Genomic DNA, 23,726 nt, shown 5'->3' with positions numbered 1-23,726 from the left:
TGGCGCGTCGAAGTTCCCTCATTACGGAAAACACGTCCAATTTCATAAACCTTCTCAAGTCCACCTACAATGAGGCGTTTCAAATGGAGTTCGATTGCAATACGCATATATAGTTCCATATCGAGTGCATTGTGGTGCGTGATAAACGGACGTGCAGAAGCTCCCCCCGCAATCGCGTGTAGCATTGGCGTTTCAACTTCAAGGAAACCTTGTCCATCTAAGTAACGACGCATCGACTGGATGATACGGCTTCTTAGAATAAACGTCTCTTTACTGCCTTCCGTTGCAATCAAATCCAAATAACGCTGACGGTAACGTTGTTCAATATCCTTTAGACCATGGAACTTCTCAGGTAACGGACGTAGCGCTTTTGTAAGGAATGTGAATTCAGTCGCTTTAATAGAAAGTTCTCCAACTTTCGTTTTGAAGATTGTCCCTGTAATTCCGATAATATCTCCTAGGTCTGTACTATTGTAGAGTTTATAAGCATCTTCACCGATTGCATCTTGTCTTACGTAAATTTGAACCTGACCGCCAAGATCTTGCAGATTTGCAAATCCAGCTTTCCCTTTTCCACGCTTCGTCATGATACGACCTGCAATTGTTACTTCGTGAGGCGTTTCATCAAGATCTTCTTTCGAAATCTCATCAAACCGCTCCCGGATTTCATTCGATAGATGTGTACGTTCGAATCTTGAGCCAAATGGATCTAATCCACTTTCTCGTATATCTTCCATCTTCTGGCGTCTCACCAAAAGCTGGTCGTTCATTTCATCTAAGTGTGACATTTCTTTCACTCCTTCATCATTATCCGCTGCATTAGATAGCATGCATCTATTGTACACAATTTGTGCCGCCCGGACACGCTTTACTTATTCGCATTGTATGATTCATTTACAAAAAAGAGCCCCCACAATACGTGGCGGCCTGGATTATCCGACTCAAACAGCACTTACACTAACCGCCACTTCTTCGCGTTCCATCATTTCATCGGCAAAGCCGTTCATTAGGTTGATTAAGTCAGCAGCTGTTTCTACATTGGTGTTCCCGATTATAGGCATCGACACCGCTTCTTTCATTTGACGGATGATATCCCTGTTTGCTTTAGCATTTTCATTCGCCCTCTTGCAATAAATCATTGACCCCATTAACCTTCCTCCAAAGTATGACACCCGTGTCTACCATTGGATTGCCCATTAAAGGAGCAATTTCAAGAAGTGGAATAAGAACGAAGGCCCGCTCATGCATTCTTGGGTGCGGTACAACCAAGCTCTCTGTTTCAATACTGTCGTTATTATACAGCAAAATATCAAGGTCTGCAGTCCGCGGACCCCATCTTATATCACGAATCCGACCAAGCCCGTGTTCAATTTTTTGACAAACGTCCAGAAGTTCCTGCGCCGCCAAACCCGTTTCCACGCATACCACCATATTGAGGAAGTCCGCTTGATCTGTAAAGCCGACGGGCGCTGTTTCGTAAATCGACGATACCGAAGTAACTGTTAGACCTTCGTGTGAATGAAGTGCCCGCACCGCCTCTGTCAGATGATGTAACCTATCACCGATGTTCGAGCCAATCGAGAGGTAAGCTACGTTCACTGGAAATGCCCCCTTGTGATATCAACGGACACCGATGCATAATGACCCGGAATCGGCGGATCTGGTTTCACAAGCACGACACGAACACCAGTCACTTTATCCGCAAATTGGGCTAATACAGCAGTTGCAATTTTTTCAGCAACCGTCTCAATCAATTTTACGGGTTCGCCTTCAACAATCGATTGACACACACTGTATACTTCCGCATAATTCACCGTTTTATCCAGATTATCCGTTTTTCCAGCCTCCGAAAGATTCGTAGCAAGAGAGACCGTCACACGGAAACGTTGGCCAAGTTTCGTTTCTTCAGGCAACGCCCCATGATAACCATAAAACTCTAATTCATTTAGATGAATATAATCCATAGCGCACCCTCCTATTGTTCAAAATCTGTTTTCCCCGTCAGTACATCCATCATTTTCGCCATTCGCGCGATTTCCTTCACGTCATGAACCCGCATAATATGACAGCCGTGTTCGATTCCATAACATACCGTTGCGCCTGTACCTTCCAATCGTTCCTCGACCGGCAATCCAAGTACGTTGCCGATTAGCGACTTCCGCGATGTTCCAAGAAGAACCGGGTAGCCCATTTCAGAAATTCGATCGAGTCCTTGCATCGTCCATATGTTTTGAATTGCATTTCGCGCGAAGCCGATGCCCGGATCGAGCCAGATATTATCGTGTGCTACACCTGCCGCAATCGCAATACCAACACTTTCTTCCAAGTCAGCGATAACCTCATCCATAAAGTTGCCCTCGTACTCTGCATGCTCACGATTATGCATCAATATAATCGGCACACCGTGTTTTGCTGCAATGTCCGCGATGTACGGTTCACGCTTCGCTCCCCATATATCATTTATAATCTGCGCACCCGCAAGAATCGCTTCTTCCGCGACGCCCGCCTTATATGTATCAATCGACACCGTACATCCAAGCTCTCTCGTCAAAGCCTTGATAACCGGAACCGTTCGTTCTAGCTCTTCTTCCAATGAAATCGGGATATGCCCAGGGCGCGTTGATTCCCCACCCACATCGATAATTTTTGCCCCGTCGCGAAGCATCTCTTCCGCGCGCTTAAGCGCCGCATCGATACGACCGTATTTTCCACCATCTGAAAACGAATCCGGTGTCACATTCAAAATACCCATAATTACCGTTTCTTTTTTGAAATCCATTTCCGTCTTACCAAACCGATATTTATCACGTGCACGAGCCAATTCCATCAACAGCAACCTTCTTCCATATCATCTATTGCCTGCATATAAAATGCATGTAGTTTTTTATAATAAGCGCCCATTGCCCCTGGTAGCGAGATTTCTTCAATCATAGATTGTGGTACAAGTTCCTGCACGGCATTCGTGACGAATAACTCGTCCGCTCCTTCTACATGTTCCTTACCGTAAAATCCTTCATTCACAGGAATTCCCGCAACTTTAGCGCATTCAATGATAAACGCACGTGTCGTCCCTGGCAGAATCCCTGTTTCGATAGCTGGAGTAAATAACGCGCCGTCCTTCACCCAAAAAACATTTGACGTAATACCCTCCGCAACAAAACCTTCCTCGGTAACGAAAAGGCCTTCCAACTCTTTCAATGAAGGAAGCTCTAGCCGCCCCCGTACGTTATTAAGAAAGTTATGTGATTTATGGCGCACAGTACTTTCCGGTTTATCACGCGGAGTACCTAGCCAGACGGCCTTCTTTTCCGTACCACGAACAGTCGGAGCCAATTCTTTTCTGAATAAGATCACGTTCGGTGATGCGTATGAAGAGGGTGCAAGACCGATATCATGGACACCCGCAGAGACGTTCAACCGAAAATAGCCATCCTGTCCGCCATTTAAGTGATCCAGTTTACGCACAGCCGCAAGAATTTCGGTTTCATCATAAGGCATCGTAATGCGGTACTCCGTAAGTGCCGTATGCAACCTGTCCATATGTTTATCATACAAGAGCACATTGCCGCCGTATGTCCTGAAGGTTTCAAAAAAACCAGCACCATATAGAAATCCATGATCGAACGGGGAAATTTTTAACTCCTCCGCACGCAGGAATTCACCATTCATCCAACACCACATACCGAATCCCCCAATCTTACTTTTCCGCCATCGCCTTTGCTTGCCAAAGCGCTTTTGCCTTATTCAATGATTCTATATACTCCGCTTCCGGTACTGAATCAGCGACAAGACCTGCACCAGCCTGTATATGCGCAATACCATCCTTGATATAAGCCGTACGGATAACGATATTCAGTTCGAAATCACCGTTAAAGCCGAACCAGCCAATAGATCCTGTATATAGCCCTCTTCGCGTCGGCTCAAGTTCTTCAATAATTTCCATCGTCCGGAGTTTTGGTGAGCCGGTAATTGAACCCCCTGGGAACACGCCATTAACGATTTCCGCATTCGAAATACCCTCTGCAGCCGTACCACGAACGTTCGATACAAGGTGCATAACATGAGAATATTTCTCCACAACCATGAATTCATCCGTTTCCACCGTTTCCGGTGCACAAACCCGCTCAAAGTCTTCCCGTTCCAGATCTACGAGCATAATATGTTCGCCAGTCTCTTTTTCATTCGACAATAATTCCGCTTGAAGCGCAGCATCTTCGTTTTCATCTTTCCCTCTCGGCCGTGTTCCACCGATTGGTCGTGTACTTATTTCATCCCCACGCTTTTTCAATAACAGTTCCGGTGAACCAGATACGACAGCAAATTCCGGCGAACCCATTGAGGCCATATAAGGTGACGGATTGAATGAACGAAGTGCTTCGTACATATCTAGCGGATGTACTGATAGCGGTTTTGATTGTCTCACTGAAAGATTGACTTGAGTAACATCTCCACTAGCAATGTAAGTCTGCACGTCTCGGACCATCTGTTCAAACTGCGGTCCAGTAACAGATACAGCAAGATCATCTTCACTTAACAATACGTCCGTTGCTTTTCCTAGCGTGAAGACTTGCTTGCTTAGTCCTTCCGAAGCCGCTGTCATCCATTCAGCTTCCAACTCTGCTGGTTCCAATCCACAATTCGGAAGTGTCATGAAATAAGCCATTTCAGTCTTAACGTCAAGCACTACCCAGCGGTCAAATAAATAAAAGAACAAATCAGGTGTATCGAGATCATCTATCGTATCGACTGGGATGTTTTCATAAGCACGGACATAATCGTAACTGATGAATCCTGCCGCACCGCCTTGGAAGTCTGGCAGTTCAGGAATAGATTCCATTTCATAGGATTGAACAAAATCATTTAGCAATTCAAGCGGATTTCCTTCTCTTACTTCCTCCGTACCATCACGCCAGACAAGTTGTAATTTGTCGCCGTCCAACGTCCGTAACGTAACGAGCGGGTCAATTCCAGCCATGCATAGCGCACCGCCGCGTCCACTTTCAAGAAGGATATGACTTTCATGCTTGTGTGCCAACTCTTTATAAGCATAGAAGAGCTGTTCTTTCGTCATTGCTGATGTTGTATAAGCGATCTTTTGTTTGTTCATCCCAGTTTCCTCCCGATAACAATTAGTATCTTCATCTTACCGCGTGAAAGCCGTTTTACGCTATAAAAAGAAAAGCAGATGACCTCTTTTCATTTGAGGAGCGACCATATCCCACCACAGACCGATCATAACAAACAAATTTAAACAACAAAAAAGAAAGAGCATCTCAGCCCTTCCCCCTCCCACACTATTACTCTTCGTCAAATTGATATAGCGGAGTACTCAAATAGCGCTCACCGTTGGATGGAAGAATCGCAACGACTTTCTTCCCTTTACCAAGCTTCTTCGCCACTTGTAGAGCTGCAAAGATTGCCGCTCCGGATGAAACACCACCAAGAATACCTTCTTCGCGTGCTGCACGTCTTGCTGTGTCATACGCTTCGTCGTTCGTTACTTGGACGATTTCATCATAGATATCAGTATCGAGCACTTTTGGAATGAATCCAGCACCGATTCCTTGAATTTTATGCGGACCCGGCTTTCCACCTGATAGTACAGGCGAGTCCGTCGGTTCAACAGCAATGATACTTACTTCAGGAAAACGTTCTTTTAAGACGCTACCCACACCCGTAATCGTGCCACCCGTTCCAATTCCAGAAACGAACGCATCTACACGGTCTAGTGCATCTGCGATTTCAGGGCCTGTCGTTAAACGGTGAATTTCGGGATTTGCTTCATTGTTGAACTGTTGCGGCATGAACCAACCATTTTCCTTTGAAAGTTCTTCCGCTTTTCCGATAGCGCCTTTCATTCCTTCAGCACCTGGCGTTAACACAAGATCCGCGCCATAAGCACGAAGTAGATTGCGCCGCTCTGTACTCATCGTATCCGGCATAACCAAAACAGACTTATACCCTTTTGCCGCAGCAATCATCGCAAGGCCTATTCCCGTGTTACCACTTGTTGGTTCAATAATTGTACTGCCCTCTTTTAAATCTCCGGACTTTTCAGCCGCTTCGATCATCGCAAGCGCAATACGATCTTTAACACTAGATCCTGGATTCATATATTCTAGTTTCAAATAAACATCCGCATCATCTGCGCCTGTCATTCTGTTCATTTTAACAAGGGGTGTTTTCCCAACAAGATCCGCAATAGAGTTTCCAACTAGCGTCATTTATACCCTCTCCAATTCCTACTATTTTGATATGTCTTATAATATTAATATTACTACCATTATGTGAACATTGTCAACAATTGAACGCCCACTATATGTATTCTTTACCCAACGCTTTCAGACTGAAGCTAAAGAATGCAGCCTGGAGTCTAGACACTGATTTATGTAGAAAAACTTATACTTTCTTCCCTTTTAAGAAAAGCTGTCCGGAAATACCAATTTATATCGGTTTCCAAACAGCTTTCTATTATTTACCGTAAAACCATTTTGCGTCGAATTCTTTCCAAAACGCTTCCGGACTAACAGTTTGCGGAAGTTGCTCAAGTGCAATTTCACGCTTGATATGATCTTTTACTTCTTTAAATTTAAACGACTGCCCTTTCACCACTTCACTTACATGAGTAACCGCATATGTACCATCACTCAAAGCAATAACTCCACTCGTCATTCCTTCATTCGCATCGGCTACAGTCTCTACGATTGCCTTGTCTATCGAATCAGTCGAATCGTTGATATAGCCTATATCTCCGCCTAGACTAGCCGAAGCCAAATCCGTCGATCGCTCTTTTGCGAGAACGTCAAAGCTTGAACCTTTTGAAAGCTCTTCAATTGTCTGTTCTGCATCAGCCTTCGTTGGAACAACAATAATAGCGGTTCTGTAAGCAGTTAAAATATTGTAAAGTGCAGTATTTTCATCATACTGCTTCTTTACCGCATTATCTTTAACTACGATATCTTTCGTTAATACCTTTTCAAGGATGAGGTTAGAACGGATTTTCTTCCGCATTCCTTCCTCATCTTGACCAGAATGAGAGCGACCGTCCACGGAACGAATAAGCGCAATTTCGAGATCAATTTCCTTATCCGATACATCAATCCCGTATTGTTCTGCAGCTACCGCCATCACTTTTTCATTCACAAGGTCAAGAAGAGTTTCACGTCCAACTTCCTTTTCCATTGCCGACATCCATTGTTCTCTCGTAATAGGCTTACCAGCTACCGACGCAACTTCTTCATCTGTCTGCTTCGGTTTGTCCGGTATAAGCCACCCAACAAGCCAGAAGATATTGAAGGCTAAAAGGATTCCAATTAACAGAATGAGCGGTTTCGTCTTCAGTTTTCGTTTCTGTAAACTTGTTGTCCCTTCAGGCTTCCGATTGTATTTCATTGATAAAACCTTCCAAAACTTCTTTCGGATACACGTATGTTTCCATACAGAAGTGACAATGTGCTTCCGCTTGTCCGTCCTCTTCAATCATATCCCGAATTTCGCTCTCCCCAAGACCGATGATCGCATTTCCAAAACGTTCCCTCGAGCAATTACATGCGAATGAAACATCCATCCGGTCAAGAATTTCCACGTTCGCCGCGCCAAGAACCTCACCAAGAATCTCCTCAGGGGTAAGGCCACGGGCAATCAACGTTGAAATTGGTTCAACGTTGGCAATACGCTCTTCCAACGTCACAATTGTTTCTTCCGTTGCGCCAGGCATAACTTGGATAATGAAGCCACCGGCAGCTTTCACTGTATTGTCCGGGTTAACCAGCACACCAAGTCCTACTGCAGAAGGTACCTGCTCCGAAACGACAAAGTACTCCGTGAAATCTTCAGCGATTTCACCCGATACAATTGGAACTTGCCCCGTAAAGAAATCACGAAGCCCCAGATCTTTGACAACCGACAACATACCGTCCGTTCCAACTGCACGCCTGACGTCAAGTTTACCCTGCTCATTTAAATCAAAATGCGTTTGCGGATTAGATGCATAACCCCGAACCTCGCCATGCGCGTTTGCATCAATGACCATCGAACCAATTGGTCCATTGCCATCAACCTTTATTGTCAGTTTATCATCACCCTTTGACATCGCACCCATCATGACTGCCGCTGTCATTGAACGTCCTAATGCTGCCGTTGCAGTTGGCCACATCAAATGACGACGTTGCACTTCTGATACTGTTTCGGTCGAGCGAGCTGCGTATGCCCGGATTGTCCCGTCGAACGCAAGCGCTCTTACTAAATAATCATTCATTTCTTATCTGCTCCTTTTACATGTTTCGTTCATAAATTAGATGAAGCCCTTTTAGCGTCAAGAAGTTGTCAACGACATCAATCACAGTCGTTTCACTTGCGATCAAACCAGCAAGCCCTCCCGTAGCGATGACGGTCGGTTCTTCCTTACTTTGTGCTTTCATGCGGGCAACAATACCATCAACTTGCCCAACATAACCGTAAACAATCCCAGCCTGCATAGCAGCTACCGTACTTTTCCCTACAACTTGATCCGGTTTTGCCAGTTCGATTCTTGGCAATTTAGATGCCCTGTCGAACAAAGCCTCCATGGAAATTCCGATACCTGGTGCAATTGCTCCACCCATGTATTCGCCTTTTTCATTCACATAACAATAGGTTGTTGCTGTTCCAAAATCAACGATGATCAGCGGACTTCCATATTCATGAACAGCCGCAACGGCATTGACAATCCGATCTGCACCAACCTCGCGTGGGTTTTCATACTTGATATTCAATCCGGTTTTGAGACCAGGGCCAACAATAAGCGGTTTTTGGTTGAAATACTTCCTGCACATCTGCTCCAGAGGAAACATGACTGGCGGGACTACTGATGAAATGATAATGCCGGTTACATCGTCAAAAGTGAGTCCAACGTGTAAAAATAAAGATTTCACTTGCATCGCATATTCATCTTCTGTCTTATGTCTATAAGTTTCCATGCGCCAATGATGTTTAAGCTGTCCTTGTTCATAGACGCCAAGGACAATATTCGTATTTCCTGTATCTAGCACTAATAGCATAATGGTTTCCTCGCTAACTTCGTCATTTTCCAACACATCATACCACATATCCGGGTATAGAAAAAAGCTGACTGCTTCAAAAGAAACAGTCAGCTCTTATTAGGTGTTCAGTCTTTGCGTTCTTCGTTAATTGATTTAAGAGCTTCGTCCACTTTATACTCTTTCGGTAAATCACCGATAGCTGGGTCCGTAGGCGCACCAGTTGCATCAGAAATGACTGTGTCATCTCCTTCTTTCGAAATATCCACACTCTTAACCGCTTCATCTTTATTGTCCAAGCCATAACGGCCATATGGGCGATCAGGCAATGTGCCGTGATCTTTCAGATGATTAATTTGCTCTGCATCGAGTGTTTCCACTTCAAGAAGTGTCGTTGCAATCAGATCAAGCAACTCGCGTTTACTCGAAAGAATTTCTTTCGTACGCGCATATTGTTCTTTAATGATACGTTGCATTTCTTGGTCGATTTCATACGCAATCGCTTCAGAATAGTTCTGTTCAGAGTTGAAGTCGCGTCCAAGGAATACTTGCCCTTGAGCCTGACCGAACTGCATTGGTCCGAGTTTATCACTCATTCCGTATTCAGTTACCATCGAACGCGCGAGACCAGTTGCACGCTGGAAGTCATTGTGAGCTCCAGTTGAAACTTCGCCAAGAACGATTTCCTCTGCAACACGACCACCAAGAAGTCCTGCGATTTTATCGAGAAGTTCAGGTTTCGTCATGAAGTAACGATCCTCTTTCGGAAGCATGACGGCATAACCGCCCGCCTGTCCGCGAGGGACGATTGTTACTTTATGAACGATTTCAGCGTCATCGAGCATTAGCCCTACAACTACGTGACCCGCTTCATGGAACGCTACAATATCGCGTTCTTTTTTCGAAATGACGCGACTCGTCTTCGCAGGTCCCGCAATAACACGGTCCGTTGCTTCGTCGATGTCTGACATATCGATTTTCGTTTTATCGCGTCTTGCAGCAACAAGTGCTGCCTCGTTCAATAAGTTTTCAAGATCTGCACCCGAGAATCCAGGTGTACGTTGTGCAAGTGCCTTCAAGTTGACAGTGTCGTCAAGCGGCTTATTGCGCGCATGAACTTGAAGAACTGCTTCTCTTCCTTTTACATCCGGACGACCAACTGTAATCTGACGGTCAAAACGTCCTGGGCGCAGAAGTGCAGGGTCAAGAATATCAGGGCGGTTTGTTGCCGCAACAATGATAACCCCTTCGTTCTCACCGAAACCATCCATTTCAACAAGGAGTTGGTTCAATGTTTGTTCGCGTTCATCGTGTCCACCGCCGAGGCCTGCGCCACGTTGACGACCGACCGCATCGATTTCATCGATGAAAATAATACATGGTGCGTTCTTTTTAGCGTTTTCGAAAAGGTCACGTACACGTGATGCCCCAACTCCAACGAACATTTCAACGAAATCAGAACCTGAGATCGAGAAGAACGGTACACCCGCTTCACCTGCAACCGCACGCGCTAACAACGTTTTACCCGTACCAGGAGGTCCAACTAACAAGATCCCTCTCGGAATACGCGCGCCAACTTCAACGAATTTACGTGAATCTTTCAGGAAGTCAACAACTTCCACAAGTTCAGCTTTTTCTTCGTCAGCACCAGCAACATCCGTGAAACGAACTTTTTTGCGGTCGTCTGTATGAAGCTTCGCCTTACTCTTACCGAAGTTCATAACACGGCCACCGCCGCCTCCTCCGCCTTGCGCCTGATTTAACAGGAAGAAGAACAAGATGAAGATGATGATGAACGGTAGAAGACCCGTGAAGAAGGATACCCACGCGCTCGCAACTGGAGTCGGCAAGATGTTGATTTCCGTTTGAGTTTGCGTAGCAAGTGTACGGATATCTTCCTGCGTCTTGGTATCGTTCATAATATTCGTGACGAACTCTTCGCCTTCTTTATAGCCTTTCATTGTGCCCTTCACATTAAGGACAAGTTGAACTGGCTGTAAACTTACTGTTGTTACTTTTCCATCTTCCAACGCAGTAATAAATTCGTCATACCGAATCTCTTTCTGTTTCGGGTTTGTATTGTTTAGTGAACTAAATATCCCCATGATTGCAAGAAATATCAGTCCGTATAATAGAAAGTATCGAAGTATTCGATTCATCCCAAGCCTCCTCATTTCATTAGACAGAAAACTAGTGTAAATCTTATCACAGGTCTGATTCATCCTACAAAGGAAATGCCTTGACGGAAAAGCGCAAGCGCCTCTTATCATCAATGTAGAATTCCACGACCCTTAAAAGATTTTCCTGCAATTGTTTAGAAAGAATAGATTTCCTTTTTCAGAACACCAATATAAGGTAAGTTTCTGTATTTCTCCATATAATCAAGGCCGTAGCCTACAACAAACGCATCCGGTACGTCGAAACCAACGTAATCCGCTTTTAAGTCTACTTTTCGACCAGTTGGCTTATCAAGGAGAGTAACAATTTTAATAGAATTCGCTTTTCGGTATTTCATCAGTTCGACAAGGTAACTTAATGTTTTTCCGCTATCGATAATATCTTCAATAATGAGTACATCGCGTCCTTCAACACTTGTGTTCAAGTCTTTGACGATTTTAACTTCCCCTGATGACACTGTTGCATTTCCGTAACTTGAAACATCCATGAAATCGAGTTCGATATAAGCATCGATACGCTTAATAAGGTCACTCATGAAAGGTAATCCACCTTTAAGCACACCAATCGCTAGTACATACTTGTCTTGGTATTCTTCTGTCAATACCGCACCAAGTTCACGGATTTTCTCTTGAATCTGTTCTTCTGTAATTAGTACCTCTTCGATATCTTTCCCCAACATCGAAATTCCTCCTCTTTCATACAGATCATTATAACTTTCTTGTACTAACTATGTACTTACTTTGATCTGTCTTGTGTCGTGAAAATATCACTCCGTACCGCACTCCTGGAACTGCACAAATTTCACCTTGCGCTGTAATGATTACCGGCAATCGGTCGCGTTCTGTCATGCCAACCTTCTCGTCGATAAACAACCTGGATAAACGTTTCGGGTGTGTCATCCCCGGCAACAAGATTCGATCCCCATCCTCTCTTCTCCTGATAGACAAGGGAAGTGCAGAGTGAGGCAAGTCAAAATACATGATGTCATCAGTATCCATGAATAACTCTGTATCGAGATTACTCACTTCATTCCAATAAAGCTGAAAATCATTTCCCCAACGGGTCCAAACGCCTTTCGGCAACACTTTTTGCAACTCCACTTCTTCAATTGATGTATCACGAACGAACGTCAGCACGCCGTATTCCCGAATGAATCGGTAACCGCGTGGAAGGTGAATGGATACATTCCCGTCTTGCGAAGATAGATGGTGTAACAGTTGACTTATAAGCGCGGAATTATATTTTACGGGCATAATTTCCCCATTGTAAAGATACCTCAATAGTAGTGTAATTATCCGCCTTTGTAAAGTTTGGTGCATGCGGGAAAAAGCATTTCCGTCGACGACAGGCAGGCCCGCTTCTGTGAACTTAGTAATTTCATCAAAACGTTCCTGCGCCAGCATTTCAAGCAATTCTTCATCTTCCTGTAGATAACCAGACATTCTCACTGCATTTTCAGCAGCTCCCGGGTTTTCATCCAGAATAAACGGAACGATTTTGTGACGGTAACGATTACGCAGATAGGCATCACTTTCATTACTTGGATCTTCTCGAAAATGTAATTCATGCTCTCCAACATATGAATAGAGGTTCGCTTTCATAGCCGGAAGGAAAGGTCGAATAAGAATTCCACCTTCAACTTCACGCTTCACCGACATCCCCAATGGCTGACTGCCTTTCGTTACTTGCATCAATACCGTTTCCAACTGATCTTCTGCGTGATGTGCCGTTGCTAAAACATCATAACCATGCTTTGTCATGATCTCCTCGAAAAATGCATACCGTCCATTTCGGCAGACAGCTTGCACATTGCCACCGTCTTTCTCAATAATAGCCGGAACCGGGACACTTCCACCAAAAAAAGGAACCCCATACACTTCACACAGCCTTGCCACAAATGTGCCGTCTGCCGCGGACTCTTCTCCGCGCAAATTATGATCGACGTGAATTGCGGCAACTTCAATCTCCATGCTGTCTTGATTTGAAGCCATGAAATGTAAAAGCGCTACCGAATCTACTCCGCCCGAACAGGCGATTAAAATACGGTCCCCCGGAGCGATGAGTGACCATTCCTTGATAAAACGGAATATCGTCTGTTTAAATTTATCCATTGCTCCGCTCCCTCCTCTTTTCTAATTTATTCTTACTCGAATTTTACCATAGAATATCTAAAGGAGGGGACTCACTTACTTACATATTCATCCGATGACCCTTTCCCGGGAAATAGTTTGTGAATAGGGTGTGAAACTTGACCACTTCGGCAGAACATGATCGATTTTCATAACTAACACAGTACGATCGTCTCCAATCACACCAAACTTCCGCTCCATTTCATGCATAATACGGTCTGCAATTTTGTCACATTCGAATCCTCCATATTTTTCAAGCGTACTGTACAACGACCTCTCTTGCTTCTCAAGCGGGATATCCCCATTAAAAATCCCGTCCGTTAACATAAGTATAATGTCTCCTGACTTCAACTCTTCTTTTTTTGCCTCCACAGAAAAGGATGGAAGAAAACCGACGGGGACCGATTTGCTATCCAGTCTTAAAAAGTCGTCACCGCGTTTAATATATGTGCTCATCGATCCGGCCTTCCAAGACCAAATGCGACCATCTTGCAAATCTACGAGTGCCAGATCAAGCGTAGCGTACATATCATCAAGCCCATTCAATGACATCATATAATGCAACGTATGCATGGCTGTTTCAGGATCCATTTTCCGGTCCAAACATTCTCGCATTAAACGAATTACCTTTCGACTCTCACGATATGCATTTAAATCCTGGCCCATTCCATCCGACAACAAAACCGCCGTCAACCCTTCATGAATTGGGAACACTTCATATGCATCACCTGCGTGAAAGGTTTCGCCGCCTGCTGTTGCCGCGATACCATAATCAAGGGTAAAACGAACTGCCGAACCAAACGTTAGTTGTATATGTGGAAAAGGGTCCTGTAAAACGGCAGATTTGGCGACCCTGAACGGCTCATCGTACATTTCTTCAAGAATTGGTAGTATAAACCTTTCGGCAACTGTCGTATCCGTTTCAAAATCAGATCTTTTCTCAGGAATACAGCAGATGATGCGACGCGCACCCCTCTCTCCTGGTAAAACATCAATCTGGAAGTACTCAATCCCTTTCTCTTGGAGCCGTTTTGCCAAATCTTCCTCGGCAGGCTTATAAACAGTCAAATCTTCTTTTACTTCATTCATGATTTTGTCCAGATGGGTGCTCATATCACGCAACTGGAGGGCAAGCATTTTTCGTCCATGCTGAAGTTGTCCCGTCAATAAACGACTGGCAGCTTGTTCTTCAAGTTCCGTAACTAATCCATTGAATCGGACGCACTTATATTTAATCTTCTCCTCAACACGATGACGCTTAGCTTTTTTCGTCATAGAATAGGTCATTTCCCACTCACTAAGAAGCCCACCCATATCATTATCTGCACCTTCCCAGCACTTGGCATAACGGAAACAAGACTGGCAAGTTTTTGGTATAACCTGCTGAGGTAATACATCTGCATTATCGTGGGGGGAAGATCGGTCGCCAACAAGCGTCGACATAAATTCAGAGAACTTTTTGAAATCAGCTAGTTGTTCATCGAGCCGCTCTGCTAACCATTTTTGTTGTTTGTCAGTAGTCTCTGTATTCTCCGGATAAAAAATGCGTTTAATCGACTCTAGTTTTTTCGAAGGGATCAGTAAAAAAATAATCGTCGCGGTTGCGAGTGTTATAAAGTGTGAAGTATCAAGAGGCAAGGTCAGATCATACATTAGGAAAAATCCCGATACAGAGGCCCCTCCTAACACGATGCCAATTTTCCCGAAACGGCGGAGTGTGCCTGCAAAAAATCCAGTCATACCATACACCGCCATCATTCCGGTGAAGGACAATTCTGCCACCCCCACAATAGCAGCGATGATCATTGCGATTGTTGTTGAAAATGGAAGCCCCCCCACAAGCGCCGCAAGCAAGATTGTCAGATGAATGAGCGTACCTGAAACCGAAACAGGACCTAGCATAAGTCCACTCATGCCAGTTGTAGCCAACGCACCGACAAGGCAAGCCGCTCCAAGACGTTCAGGTGTCCATTTACCAAAGAAGATTCGATCTGCGGCAGGAAAAGCAACAAAGAGGAAAAAAGTCATGAACAAAGCAAGAACTGCTTCAAAGCCAATATATAATTGAACATTTACTGGTGGTTGCCCGATATGCATAATGAATTGCCACGACACTTGAACAACGATAATGCATCCCGCTACTGTTAGCGGTACTGATTTTCGCATGAGCGGATATTTAATAACCGCATTAAATAACGCGAGCATCAATAGATGGATAACAGCCTGTCCAAGACCAAGGAATGCACTTCCAAACATCCCACCAATGAACACCCATATGAGATGCTTTCTGAAGCGAGCCCGTGCAAGTGCCCACACTGGCAAGAAAAAAGGAACCGCTGCATCGAACAATACGGCTTGCGACAAGAAAAAAGATCCAAACAAGAATAGAGTCGCAACTAAAATGTGCATTTTTCGTTTTCCAATCATCTCGACATACATACCAATTGGATGGCCCACTGGACGTGCTAAATGATCAATTAGTTTCATTCCTCATTCCCCCTATGTCTGCTATGCCTTGAGTATACATAGGCAGATGGAAAGAAATTGTCTGTTCATGACAACAAGAAAACAAAATGTTTCGACTCATTCCGAACTGTTTTTTCTTTTTTCCTAAGACGGGTTGACACTGCATTGATTCACTTGTATTATAAGTATTGTTGTTCTGATCAAGCGGCAACAAGTGCTAACTAGAATATACAAAGGCGGCGTAGCTCAGCTGGCTAGAGCGTACGGTTCATACCCGTGAGGTCGGGGGTTCGATCCCCTCTGCCGCCATTTATGAAATGCAGATACAAACGTCCAGGAGCTGGACAATAAATTACTAAAAAAGCAGTTCCTACATCGTGAATTCACGATGTAGGAACTGCTTTTTTTTGCAATGAAAAAATGCGCGATTGTTTGGGGAGCTGTGACGGTTTATGTGATTTCCCGTGATAGTTTCGTTGTTTGCCATGACAGTTCAGACGATTGCCGTCACAATTTCACCATTTACCATGACAATTCGCGATTGCCATCACAGTTTCGCCATTTGCCATGACAGTTCAGACGATTGCCGTTACAGTTTCACCGTTTGCCATGACAATTCACGATTTCCATCACAGTTTCGCCATTTACCATGACAATTCTCCGCACAAAAAAACAGCGAACAATTTGTTCACTGCTTTTCTTCATACTATTCGTACACTTTTTCATGAATTGAAACAGCTAGCAAGTTACCCTCTGCTTGCGCCACGGCCACCGCGTTTCGATTCTGTCGCTCTTTTCAAAGTAGAGAGACGCTCTTCGCTATCTTTCATGAACTTTGCCATTTTTTGTTCAAAGTTCTCTGGGCGATCCATAGCAGGACGGCCACCACCTTGACGCGGACGTTGCGGGCGCTGAGGACGTTCTGGACGCTGTTCAGATTCAGGTTTCGCTTTTCTAATCGATAACCCAATTTTACCATCTGCACCGACGTTCATCACTTTCACTTCAACCATGTCACCGACTTTAAAATGATCGTTGATGTCCTTGACATAATTGTCCGCCACTTCACTGATATGGACCAGGCCTGTTGAGCCATTCGGTAGCTCAACAAACGCCCCGAAGTTTGTGATTCCTGTTACTTTACCCTCTAGCTTGCTGCCTACTTCAATTGACATAAAAAAAATGCTCCTCCTTAAAATTTAAGCGGGCCCCGCGCTGGGAGCCTTGCAACCGTATTAATGAGCCCTGCAAATTGCAGGATCCTTACTTCCATTATAGCCAATAAAAAAAGAGTGTCAATAAGACTACTCTTTTCCTTTGTCTTGTTCATCTGTTTTTTTCTTGTTTTCGGGTATTGAAAAAATGATTTCGCTCTTTTCAGACAAGAAATATTCCTTGCGTGCGAGTTTTGCGATATAGTCATCATCATTCAATTTCACAAGTTGTCTTTTTAGCATTTCTTGTTCTTCCTGCACCCCTTCAAGCTGGGCCAGCACCTCGACTTTTTGCAACTCTTTCGCTGCCAACGTCTGTTTCTGATTGATGAACATATTCGTCAGACCACCTAGAATAACGGCTGCCGCAATAGCAAAAACAGCCAGTCTACGGTATAAACGGACTTTCCGCGCATTCTTCCTAGTCTCTTTCTTTTGAAGTGAGCGGACATATTCAGTTTGAATCGATGCGACCCTTTCGGACGATTTCCTCTGCTGTTTCTGTTCCACGTCCTGCACTTCCCCTCTTCACACACTACAATTTGTTAGTCCATAAATTATATATCATTTCACCCTTCTTTTAAAGAGTTTTCCGGAAATGATACGGAATATTTTAACAAATGGTGTAAAGAGGACTGCAAAGACTTTCACAATAAAACGAATGACTAGACTGATAATAGATACAATCAGACGCACGAGGAACAAGAGCGGCTTTATTAACAACACCAACAAGATCCTCCCGAAAAATCGGAACGGCTTATAAAAAATAGTTACGTATAGCAACATTCCACTAATCTGTGCAACTGGATCATATATCCGCCACGCCCCATCCCTGACGAGATAAAGGATGTAAAACGTCCAACATCCGACGAGTACCCATCCAATGACTTCAAGCCAAACCGCACGCTTTCGAATAATCGATTTCTTCCCGGCGTGCGCGGTACTTGTTCCAATCATGTCCATGAATGCCCCAGCAACAATGCCCGTCCCAATCATGGCAAGCAGGCTAAGAAATTGAACGGATAGACTCATCCAAACAATTTATGGAGGAAACCTTTTGAACCTGATTCTTCTTCATCGTATTGAATAGTGCCGACCGTTCCTTCTAGCGTTAGAAGCCCTTTATCGACATCGAGATGAACAATGCGCAGTTCCTCTCCCCGGATTTGCAATAATCCTTGCGATGTTCGAACGAGAAATTCTTCCTGATCGAAGCGGTCGATTGATTTTACAGACGTGAGATCCATCCGTTTTCTGTTGCGCATAGTGACGACATGGTCTCCTGATGGAATTGCGTACGTAGGACTATCAGTTTGAAATTGCATTATATGCTTCCCCCTTTGCTTGTACGTTCACAGCTATCTTATGCTAGGACATAAAAAAACATGACAGGAAAATTCCCTGTCATGTTGTTCAGTCTTCATCATCCATGAATTCTGGTTCCACTTTTTCAAGCTTCTCTTCCTTCAAAATCGTGTACATTGAGGCTGCATCGTCTTTTTTCGTCGTCTCTTTCAGCATGTTGATTTTTACCGTTACAATCTTCTGACCGAAACGGATGGCCAATTCATCGCTTTCTTTTACAACCGATGACGCTTTTGCCACTTTTTCATTTATTGTTATACGCCCTTGATCAGCTACTTGTTTTGCGAGTGTCCGTCTTTTAATTAGTCGAGATACTTTCAAAAATTTATCGAGTCTCATCATTATCTTCCCCTTTTTTTGCTAGTTTCCAAAACTCTTCAAGTTCATCAAGTGTATAGTCAGTAAACTTGCCTTGTCCATCTTTCACACTCTTTTCGACAAATGAAAACCGTCTGTTGAACTTTTGATTTGCATGGACCATTGCTTCTTCTGGAGATAACTTGAGGAAGCGTGAAATGTTAACGATTGTGAACAGAACGTCACCTAGCTCGTCCATTTGACTGTATTTCGTACCACTCTCTAGTTCTTTACGGAACTCCAGCCATTCTTCATCAAATTTTTCTAAAGCACCGTCAATCGTTGGCCAATCAAACCCAACCTTTGCCGCCTCTTTTTGATAATTAAGTGACGTTAAAAGTGATGAAGAAGGACGTTCTTGACCTTCCAAGAGTGAGTCGGCTTGCGGTTTTTCCTGTTGCTTGATTTCTTGCCAATTTTGCAGAACTTCTTCTGAATTTACCACGCTTTTATCTCCAAAAACATGCGGGTGGCGACGAATCATTTTCGATCCTACCGATTGAAGCACGTCTTCCATGGCAAAATAACCGTCGTCTTCGCCAATTTGAGCATGAAGGAATACTTGTAACAGTACATCACCAAGCTCTTCAATCACTGCGTCGTCATCTTCATTATCGATCGCCTCAAGCAGTTCATGTGCTTCTTCAAGCAAATACCGCTTCAACGATGCATGCGTCTGTTCACGATCCCATGGGCACCCGTCCGGAGCGCGCAGTGCAGCGATGATTTCCCTGAACGTCGACCAATCTTTCAATCGCGCTTCTCTTTCAACTACAGGCGGTACATAAACGGTAGTCAAATTATTAATTTCAGTGACACGGTCCAGTTCAAATAGCGGAACTGTAATCAATTGTTCTCCCGTAGAACCTGCCGCCGTTACAACCGTCACTGGATGGTCGTAGGCGTACTTCTCCATTAATGACAGTTTCACTTCAGATGCCACGAACGCATCATACACTTGTCCAATTAGAATATGTTGCTTCATCTGGACATCATCGCGTTTCATATCCGTACCATCGAGTAGTTGAAATCCTTCAATCGGATCGATGCGCAACGCTGCAAAAATCGGGTCAAGAAAACTATTCCCCCCCGCAATTTCCATTTGGATTAAACCTTCGCGTTCTTTCTCGACTAATAATTGGACTGTCCGTTCCGCAACAAGCGGATGTCCCGGTACTACATAGGTCACTGGTTGTTGTGCACACATAAGGAGCAGCTGTTCTACGATTTCATCATATACATGCTCGAACGAGTCGTGTTTTTCATAAATTTCATCGAAGCTCATTAGAACAATGCCTTCCGCTCTTAATTCAGCGACAGCAGGGTGCTGGTCCGTACGCGCGACAATATATTTCGCTTCTTTCAACTTTCGATATGTCCCTAGCGCCAATTGGTCAAGATCACCCGCGCCGAGACCAATAATTGTTAACTGATGCATACTATTCACCTTTTCTTTTAATAAGTCGTAATTGCAATGTAGCTAAACGTTTACCGAATGGCAGAAGAAACCATTCCTTCTCTGCCATTATACGTGATTTCATAATGACGAAAAGGAAAACAACCGCTCCCACCGAAACAGATGTTAATGCGATAAGTGTCGCCTCAATCCGACCCGGTAACTGGTCAAATAAAAACCCGTCTGCAATGAGCATCCACGGTAAAACAACCGCAATCATGAGAGTAGTTGCCCCTATCACCCATCCGTAAAAACGTGTTGGTGCAAGGCGAATTGGCCATACTGTTTTAAAGTAAAGCAGTAACCCAAACGTAATTACTGCGAAACCGATATTGCCCGCAATCGCCGCTCCCGTAACATTCCATAGAGGAACCAGAAGTTGATTTGCGAAGATTTTTATAACCAACCCACCGATAAGCAGGAGCGTTGGTACTTTAACTTTCCCCGCACCTTGAAGCATCGCTGTTAACGGTAAAATAAGCGATAACCAGAGAATTTGTAACGAGAAAATAATGAGGGCTACAGAACCATCACGCGTTTCAAACAGCATTTCATTCACATAAGGCAAAACAAGTGCAAGCCCTGCCGCTGCAGCCCAACCGAATAGGAAAGCGGTTCGGAACGTTAGCCGGATAAACGGTAATGCCCCTCGTCCCGCTTTTTTTGCCGAATGATGAGCGATAAGCGGAACAATCGCGAGCGCTAATGTCGAAGCAATTAGAATCCCCATTTGTACGAGCGGTTGCCCACGATCGTAGACACCTTTCATCACCATGGCTGCATCCGCCGCAAAACCATTAGATAGCAGGATATTATAGATTGTAAATGAATCGGCCAATTGAAACATCAGGAGAATAAGTGAACTTGCGCTGACCCCTAAACTGACAACAGTCAATTCTTTCACCACTCGCCACGTGTCCACTTTTTCTAATGGTCCTTTGAACGTATTCCGAAAATAGAGTGCAAGTATAATAACGCCAGCACCTTCCCCGACAACCGCCCCCCACATCGCTACCTCACCTGCCACGTAGAGAGAAGCACCTGACCGCACCGCAATCCATGTACCTATGAGAATGACCGTTACACGGAAAGCCTGCTCACCAACGCCTGAAACCGCAACAGGTACCATCCGACCTTCCGATTGAAATGAACCCTTCAAAACCGCTAATGCCGGCATCAGTAAAACAATATACGCGCCAGCCCGCAGGAGAGGTACGAGCTCAACATCACCCATGGAGCGCGCGAAAAATGGCGCAAAAATAGTTAATAGAGCAAAAAAGGCCACTGATAATAAAAGTAGATAGGTAAATGCCACACGCATCATCGCTTTTGCTTCACCGCGACTCGTACTTCCCGCAAGCAGTTTCGATACCGCCACGGCAAAACCGTACGACGTCCAGACAATAAAAATGCCAATGAACGGATACACTTGCTGATAAATATAAAACCCTTTGTCACCGACAAGGTTTTGGAACGGAACTCGATAGACTGCCCCAAGTAATTTCACAATGATTGCAGAGATGGTCAGAATCGACGCACCTTTCATAAACGTTTTCATGTCCCATTGTTGCGCCATAATCGTGCCTCTTTCTTTCGTACATAGTACACCCATTATATCATGAACGAATAATGACGATATTCAGGATAACATCGAGTATTCTAATTTAAATTAATAAGAGGTTTAATTGTACAACGTTATGGGAAAGACATAGGTATAAGTTTTTGTAAACATTTAACTGTTAAATTATATCAAAGAATAGAATGATAAAAAAAGGTAAATAGGAGGGGACAAAGGATGGTAAAAACAATTCCTAAAAAGCGTGTTCTATCCGTATTAATAAAATTAAAAAGAAATGATATGTACGCGACGGCAAAGCATTTTGGTTTGAGTCATCCGGTTGTCGTTGCACGTAGCCAAGAGCTGGACACCTTATTGAATCGATATCAGGGGATCCGGGCTATACAATGACCTAATGATGTGTCGTCTTCTGAACACAAATAGTCAACTATACGAGCTGACTAAATGATTCCACTGAATAACGCTTTGGCTACCCCTGTAAGGCGCCTACACTGGGTTCAATACTTCACTATATAACACGGCAAAAGGAGCTATAAACCGCTATGGTTTTAGCTCCTTTTTGCACTTTTCACCATTACTGATTGATCATTGATTCCTTTACAGAAAAATGACGATGGCGAATCACAGCATATATTGCTGCTATTCCTAACAATATTGCTGAAATTATAAAAGTAATTTGCACATCCCATATTTCGGCAAGTGCGCCAAACAGTAAAGAGGAAACTGCAAATAATAACGACACCAGCGAACTCTCTACAGCATAAATTTTTGGGAGTTCTTCGGGACTGGCTGATTTTTGAAGAAATGTGTTTGCAGCAATTGCTTTTAGTTGTTGAAAAACCCCAATGAGTCCCATAAGGACAAGAGACAGCCAAGCAATTGTCGTTAAACCGAAAAGAAGTGTCAGGATACTGATTCCAAAGGAAAAAGTAATCAAAACATACTTTAAGTTTTTCTCAAATACCATGGTAAAACGTGAGCATATAATCCCACCGACGACCATTCCTAAAAAGAACGATGTATTAATATATCCCCACCAAGACTCATTCTCACCAAGAATTTCAGCCACGAAGACGTAGAGTATAGAAGCAATCCATACAACATTTGCGACTGCTTCAAATGCGATGATCACATAAAGACTCTTATACAACGGGTTTCTCCAAACGATTTGCCAACCTTCTTTTAGCTCACCGCTTTGACGACCTTCGGAAAATTTCCTGTAAAACTCGGTTGGATCAACAATTTTAGTCATCAGTAAAGTAGCAACCAGATACAATGCCAACGTGATTAAAATGACATCTTGACCGCTTAAAAATGCAACAAGCAGACCGCCAATTGCCCAGCCACCTAAATTTACTGTTTCGTAAATGATGGAGAAGTAGCTATTGGCTTTCACAAGTTCGTTTTTGGGAACCAAGCGCGGTAACATTGCTTGGCTTGCTGGTGCTGCCCAACCGTCTAAGAATGCAATTGTAAATACGAAACTTATTATAACGAGTATGCTCGACGTTATGTGAAATACTAAGATAAGCGCTAGCAACCACAATAATAATGTCTTACTTACTTGCGAATGAACAAGCAGGGTCTTTAATGGATATCGATTTAACAGTAGCGGGGAAATCATCCCGCTAATAAAACGACCAAACATACTGAGAAATGGTACCAATGCCAATATAAATGGTGACTCTGTCGAAGCATATAAAATTGAAATGAGCCCCACAATATAAAAAATATCACCCAAATTGGCCATTGATTGGCCAATCCAAAGAAAACGGAAAGATGCACTCTTCATTCTTACTACCCCTTTACAATCAAAATTTAATTCTGATTAGTACAGGGTAGTTTTACACTCGACAAATACCTCCTAAAATCTATTGTTTTACAACACAAAATACAAAATGCAAAATGCAAAAAATGCTACAATATAATAATGTTTATAGAGGTAGTAAGAATGAGTTATATAAC

At 43.8% G+C, this 23,726-nt stretch carries 24 protein-coding genes and 1 tRNA gene (1 of these 25 running past the window's edge); 2 read left to right on the top strand and 23 right to left on the bottom strand.

Features of this window, described 5'->3' with window-relative positions:
• The 15 genes from lysS to MKZ26_RS15115 form a co-directional block, all read right to left on the bottom strand.
• Window positions 1-788: the 5' portion of a lysine--tRNA ligase gene (lysS, locus tag MKZ26_RS15185; protein ID WP_340767665.1), read on the bottom strand. 703 nt of this gene lie to the left of the window's left edge; 788 of the gene's 1,491 nt are visible here — the first part of the coding sequence; its start codon is at window positions 786-788; its stop codon lies beyond the left edge, outside the window.
• Window positions 789-941: 153 nt separating this feature from the next.
• Window positions 942-1,148, bottom strand: a complete 207-nt coding sequence (locus tag MKZ26_RS15180) for a hypothetical protein (RefSeq protein WP_340766679.1) — start codon at window positions 1,146-1,148, stop codon at window positions 942-944.
• Window positions 1,114-1,599, bottom strand: a complete 486-nt coding sequence (gene folK / locus MKZ26_RS15175; RefSeq protein WP_340766678.1) for a 2-amino-4-hydroxy-6-hydroxymethyldihydropteridine diphosphokinase — start codon at window positions 1,597-1,599, stop codon at window positions 1,114-1,116. The genes MKZ26_RS15180 and folK overlap by 35 nt, the downstream gene beginning before the upstream one ends.
• Window positions 1,596-1,964, bottom strand: a complete 369-nt coding sequence (gene folB, locus MKZ26_RS15170) for a dihydroneopterin aldolase (protein WP_340766677.1) — start codon at window positions 1,962-1,964, stop codon at window positions 1,596-1,598. The genes folK and folB overlap by 4 nt, the downstream gene beginning before the upstream one ends.
• Window positions 1,965-1,975: 11 nt before the next feature.
• On the bottom strand, window positions 1,976-2,827 hold the full coding sequence (gene folP / locus MKZ26_RS15165; RefSeq protein WP_340767664.1) for a dihydropteroate synthase: 852 nt from the start codon (window positions 2,825-2,827) through the stop codon (window positions 1,976-1,978).
• Window positions 2,827-3,681 (bottom strand): aminodeoxychorismate lyase, encoded by an 855-nt coding sequence (gene pabC, locus MKZ26_RS15160; RefSeq protein WP_340766676.1) that lies wholly within the window; start codon window positions 3,679-3,681, stop codon window positions 2,827-2,829. The genes folP and pabC overlap by 1 nt, the downstream gene beginning before the upstream one ends.
• A 16-nt stretch (window positions 3,682-3,697) precedes the next feature.
• A complete protein-coding gene (locus MKZ26_RS15155; protein WP_340766675.1) occupies window positions 3,698-5,107 on the bottom strand; it encodes an anthranilate synthase component I family protein in 1,410 nt (469 codons plus the stop codon).
• Between the two features lie 190 nt (window positions 5,108-5,297).
• Window positions 5,298-6,224 (bottom strand): cysteine synthase A, encoded by a 927-nt coding sequence (cysK, locus tag MKZ26_RS15150; RefSeq protein ID WP_067213718.1) that lies wholly within the window; start codon window positions 6,222-6,224, stop codon window positions 5,298-5,300.
• A gap of 247 nt (window positions 6,225-6,471) precedes the next feature.
• Window positions 6,472-7,392 carry a peptidyl-prolyl cis-trans isomerase gene (locus tag MKZ26_RS15145; protein ID WP_067213719.1) on the bottom strand — a complete coding sequence of 307 codons (921 nt, stop codon included), beginning with the start codon at window positions 7,390-7,392 and terminating at the stop codon, window positions 6,472-6,474.
• Window positions 7,370-8,257, bottom strand: coding sequence for an Hsp33 family molecular chaperone HslO (hslO, locus tag MKZ26_RS15140; RefSeq protein ID WP_340766674.1), 888 nt, complete (start codon window positions 8,255-8,257; stop codon window positions 7,370-7,372). Before hslO ends, MKZ26_RS15145 begins: the two co-directional genes overlap by 23 nt.
• 16 nt (window positions 8,258-8,273) lie before the next feature.
• Window positions 8,274-9,038: a type III pantothenate kinase gene (locus MKZ26_RS15135; protein WP_340766673.1), complete on the bottom strand. Its 765-nt coding sequence runs from the start codon at window positions 9,036-9,038 to the stop codon at window positions 8,274-8,276.
• A gap of 107 nt (window positions 9,039-9,145) precedes the next feature.
• Window positions 9,146-11,176, bottom strand: coding sequence for an ATP-dependent zinc metalloprotease FtsH (ftsH, locus tag MKZ26_RS15130; protein ID WP_340766672.1), 2,031 nt, complete (start codon window positions 11,174-11,176; stop codon window positions 9,146-9,148).
• Between the two features lie 155 nt (window positions 11,177-11,331).
• Window positions 11,332-11,874, bottom strand: a complete 543-nt coding sequence (gene hpt / locus MKZ26_RS15125) for a hypoxanthine phosphoribosyltransferase (protein ID WP_067213722.1) — start codon at window positions 11,872-11,874, stop codon at window positions 11,332-11,334.
• Between the two features lie 28 nt (window positions 11,875-11,902).
• Window positions 11,903-13,306: a tRNA lysidine(34) synthetase TilS gene (tilS, locus tag MKZ26_RS15120; protein WP_340766671.1), complete on the bottom strand. Its 1,404-nt coding sequence runs from the start codon at window positions 13,304-13,306 to the stop codon at window positions 11,903-11,905.
• An 87-nt stretch (window positions 13,307-13,393) separates the two neighbouring features.
• Window positions 13,394-15,811, bottom strand: a complete 2,418-nt coding sequence (locus MKZ26_RS15115) for a SpoIIE family protein phosphatase (protein WP_340766670.1) — start codon at window positions 15,809-15,811, stop codon at window positions 13,394-13,396.
• 214 nt (window positions 15,812-16,025) lie between these two features.
• Between MKZ26_RS15115 and MKZ26_RS15110 the strand changes: the two genes are divergently transcribed.
• Window positions 16,026-16,099, top strand: a tRNA-Met gene (locus MKZ26_RS15110).
• Between the two features lie 437 nt (window positions 16,100-16,536).
• On the opposite strand, the gene MKZ26_RS15105 is transcribed toward MKZ26_RS15110, so the two are convergent.
• The 7 genes from MKZ26_RS15105 to MKZ26_RS15075 all read right to left on the bottom strand — a co-directional run bounded on the left by MKZ26_RS15105 (window position 16,537) and on the right by MKZ26_RS15075 (window position 21,758).
• The gene (locus MKZ26_RS15105; RefSeq protein ID WP_067213725.1) at window positions 16,537-16,965 is read right to left on the bottom strand and encodes a S1 domain-containing RNA-binding protein; all 429 of its coding nucleotides are present in this window, start codon (window positions 16,963-16,965) and stop codon (window positions 16,537-16,539) included.
• Between the two features lie 129 nt (window positions 16,966-17,094).
• Window positions 17,095-17,514, bottom strand: a complete 420-nt coding sequence (locus MKZ26_RS15100; protein ID WP_338654500.1) for an FtsB family cell division protein — start codon at window positions 17,512-17,514, stop codon at window positions 17,095-17,097.
• Window positions 17,515-17,568: 54 nt separating this feature from the next.
• Entirely contained in the window at window positions 17,569-18,036 is a 468-nt protein-coding gene (yabQ, locus tag MKZ26_RS15095) for a spore cortex biosynthesis protein YabQ (protein ID WP_338654498.1), read from the bottom strand.
• Window positions 18,033-18,329, bottom strand: coding sequence for a sporulation protein YabP (gene yabP / locus MKZ26_RS15090; RefSeq protein WP_067213728.1), 297 nt, complete (start codon window positions 18,327-18,329; stop codon window positions 18,033-18,035). The genes yabQ and yabP overlap by 4 nt, the downstream gene beginning before the upstream one ends.
• An 88-nt stretch (window positions 18,330-18,417) precedes the next feature.
• Complete coding sequence (locus MKZ26_RS15085; RefSeq protein WP_187048032.1) at window positions 18,418-18,708, bottom strand: RNA-binding S4 domain-containing protein; 291 nt, start codon at window positions 18,706-18,708, stop codon at window positions 18,418-18,420.
• Complete coding sequence (gene mazG / locus MKZ26_RS15080) at window positions 18,695-20,164, bottom strand: nucleoside triphosphate pyrophosphohydrolase (RefSeq protein WP_340766669.1); 1,470 nt, start codon at window positions 20,162-20,164, stop codon at window positions 18,695-18,697. The genes MKZ26_RS15085 and mazG overlap by 14 nt, the downstream gene beginning before the upstream one ends.
• Before the next feature lies 1 nt (window position 20,165).
• Window positions 20,166-21,758 carry a putative polysaccharide biosynthesis protein gene (locus MKZ26_RS15075; RefSeq protein WP_340766668.1) on the bottom strand — a complete coding sequence of 531 codons (1,593 nt, stop codon included), beginning with the start codon at window positions 21,756-21,758 and terminating at the stop codon, window positions 20,166-20,168.
• Between the two features lie 219 nt (window positions 21,759-21,977).
• On the opposite strand from MKZ26_RS15075, the gene MKZ26_RS15070 reads away from it, so the two are divergent.
• Window positions 21,978-22,151 (top strand): aspartyl-phosphate phosphatase Spo0E family protein, encoded by a 174-nt coding sequence (locus MKZ26_RS15070; protein ID WP_082786772.1) that lies wholly within the window; start codon window positions 21,978-21,980, stop codon window positions 22,149-22,151.
• Between the two features lie 184 nt (window positions 22,152-22,335).
• Here the strand turns inward: MKZ26_RS15070 and MKZ26_RS15065 are convergent, their stop codons facing one another.
• Window positions 22,336-23,553: an MFS transporter gene (locus tag MKZ26_RS15065; protein ID WP_340766667.1), complete on the bottom strand. Its 1,218-nt coding sequence runs from the start codon at window positions 23,551-23,553 to the stop codon at window positions 22,336-22,338.
• Window positions 23,554-23,726 lie beyond the last annotated feature (173 nt).

Origin of the sequence: Sporosarcina sp. FSL K6-6792, from assembly GCF_038004885.1 — a bacterium.
GTDB classification, from domain to species: Bacteria; Bacillota; Bacilli; order Bacillales_A; family Planococcaceae; genus Sporosarcina; species Sporosarcina psychrophila.
Note: the sequence above shows the minus strand (reverse complement) of the source record. Positions and strands in the feature narration are given on the sequence as shown.

Coding starts and splice junctions, on each gene's coding strand:
- folB (WP_340766677.1), bottom strand. CDS start 1,964: ATGGATTATATTCATCTAAATGAATTAGAGTTTTATGGTTATCATGGG.
- pabC (WP_340766676.1), bottom strand. CDS start 3,681: ATGTGGTGTTGGATGAATGGTGAATTCCTGCGTGCGGAGGAGTTAAAA.
- MKZ26_RS15145 (WP_067213719.1), bottom strand. CDS start 7,392: ATGAAATACAATCGGAAGCCTGAAGGGACAACAAGTTTACAGAAACGA.
- hslO (WP_340766674.1), bottom strand. CDS start 8,257: ATGAATGATTATTTAGTAAGAGCGCTTGCGTTCGACGGGACAATCCGG.
- mazG (WP_340766669.1), bottom strand. CDS start 20,164: ATGCATCAGTTAACAATTATTGGTCTCGGCGCGGGTGATCTTGACCAA.
- MKZ26_RS15105 (WP_067213725.1), bottom strand. CDS start 16,965: ATGTCAATTGAAGTAGGCAGCAAGCTAGAGGGTAAAGTAACAGGAATC.
- MKZ26_RS15155 (WP_340766675.1), bottom strand. CDS start 5,107: ATGAACAAACAAAAGATCGCTTATACAACATCAGCAATGACGAAAGAA.
- MKZ26_RS15115 (WP_340766670.1), bottom strand. CDS start 15,811: ATGAAACTAATTGATCATTTAGCACGTCCAGTGGGCCATCCAATTGGT.
- MKZ26_RS15075 (WP_340766668.1), bottom strand. CDS start 21,758: ATGGCGCAACAATGGGACATGAAAACGTTTATGAAAGGTGCGTCGATT.
- yabP (WP_067213728.1), bottom strand. CDS start 18,329: ATGCAATTTCAAACTGATAGTCCTACGTACGCAATTCCATCAGGAGAC.
- cysK (WP_067213718.1), bottom strand. CDS start 6,224: ATGACGCTAGTTGGAAACTCTATTGCGGATCTTGTTGGGAAAACACCC.
- MKZ26_RS15135 (WP_340766673.1), bottom strand. CDS start 9,038: ATGCTATTAGTGCTAGATACAGGAAATACGAATATTGTCCTTGGCGTC.
- ftsH (WP_340766672.1), bottom strand. CDS start 11,176: ATGAATCGAATACTTCGATACTTTCTATTATACGGACTGATATTTCTT.
- hpt (WP_067213722.1), bottom strand. CDS start 11,874: ATGTTGGGGAAAGATATCGAAGAGGTACTAATTACAGAAGAACAGATT.
- MKZ26_RS15070 (WP_082786772.1), top strand. CDS start 21,978: ATGGTAAAAACAATTCCTAAAAAGCGTGTTCTATCCGTATTAATAAAA.
- tilS (WP_340766671.1), bottom strand. CDS start 13,306: ATGGATAAATTTAAACAGACGATATTCCGTTTTATCAAGGAATGGTCA.
- MKZ26_RS15085 (WP_187048032.1), bottom strand. CDS start 18,708: ATGAGACTCGATAAATTTTTGAAAGTATCTCGACTAATTAAAAGACGG.
- yabQ (WP_338654498.1), bottom strand. CDS start 18,036: ATGAGTCTATCCGTTCAATTTCTTAGCCTGCTTGCCATGATTGGGACG.
- folP (WP_340767664.1), bottom strand. CDS start 2,827: ATGGAATTGGCTCGTGCACGTGATAAATATCGGTTTGGTAAGACGGAA.
- MKZ26_RS15180 (WP_340766679.1), bottom strand. CDS start 1,148: ATGGGGTCAATGATTTATTGCAAGAGGGCGAATGAAAATGCTAAAGCA.
- MKZ26_RS15065 (WP_340766667.1), bottom strand. CDS start 23,553: ATGAAGAGTGCATCTTTCCGTTTTCTTTGGATTGGCCAATCAATGGCC.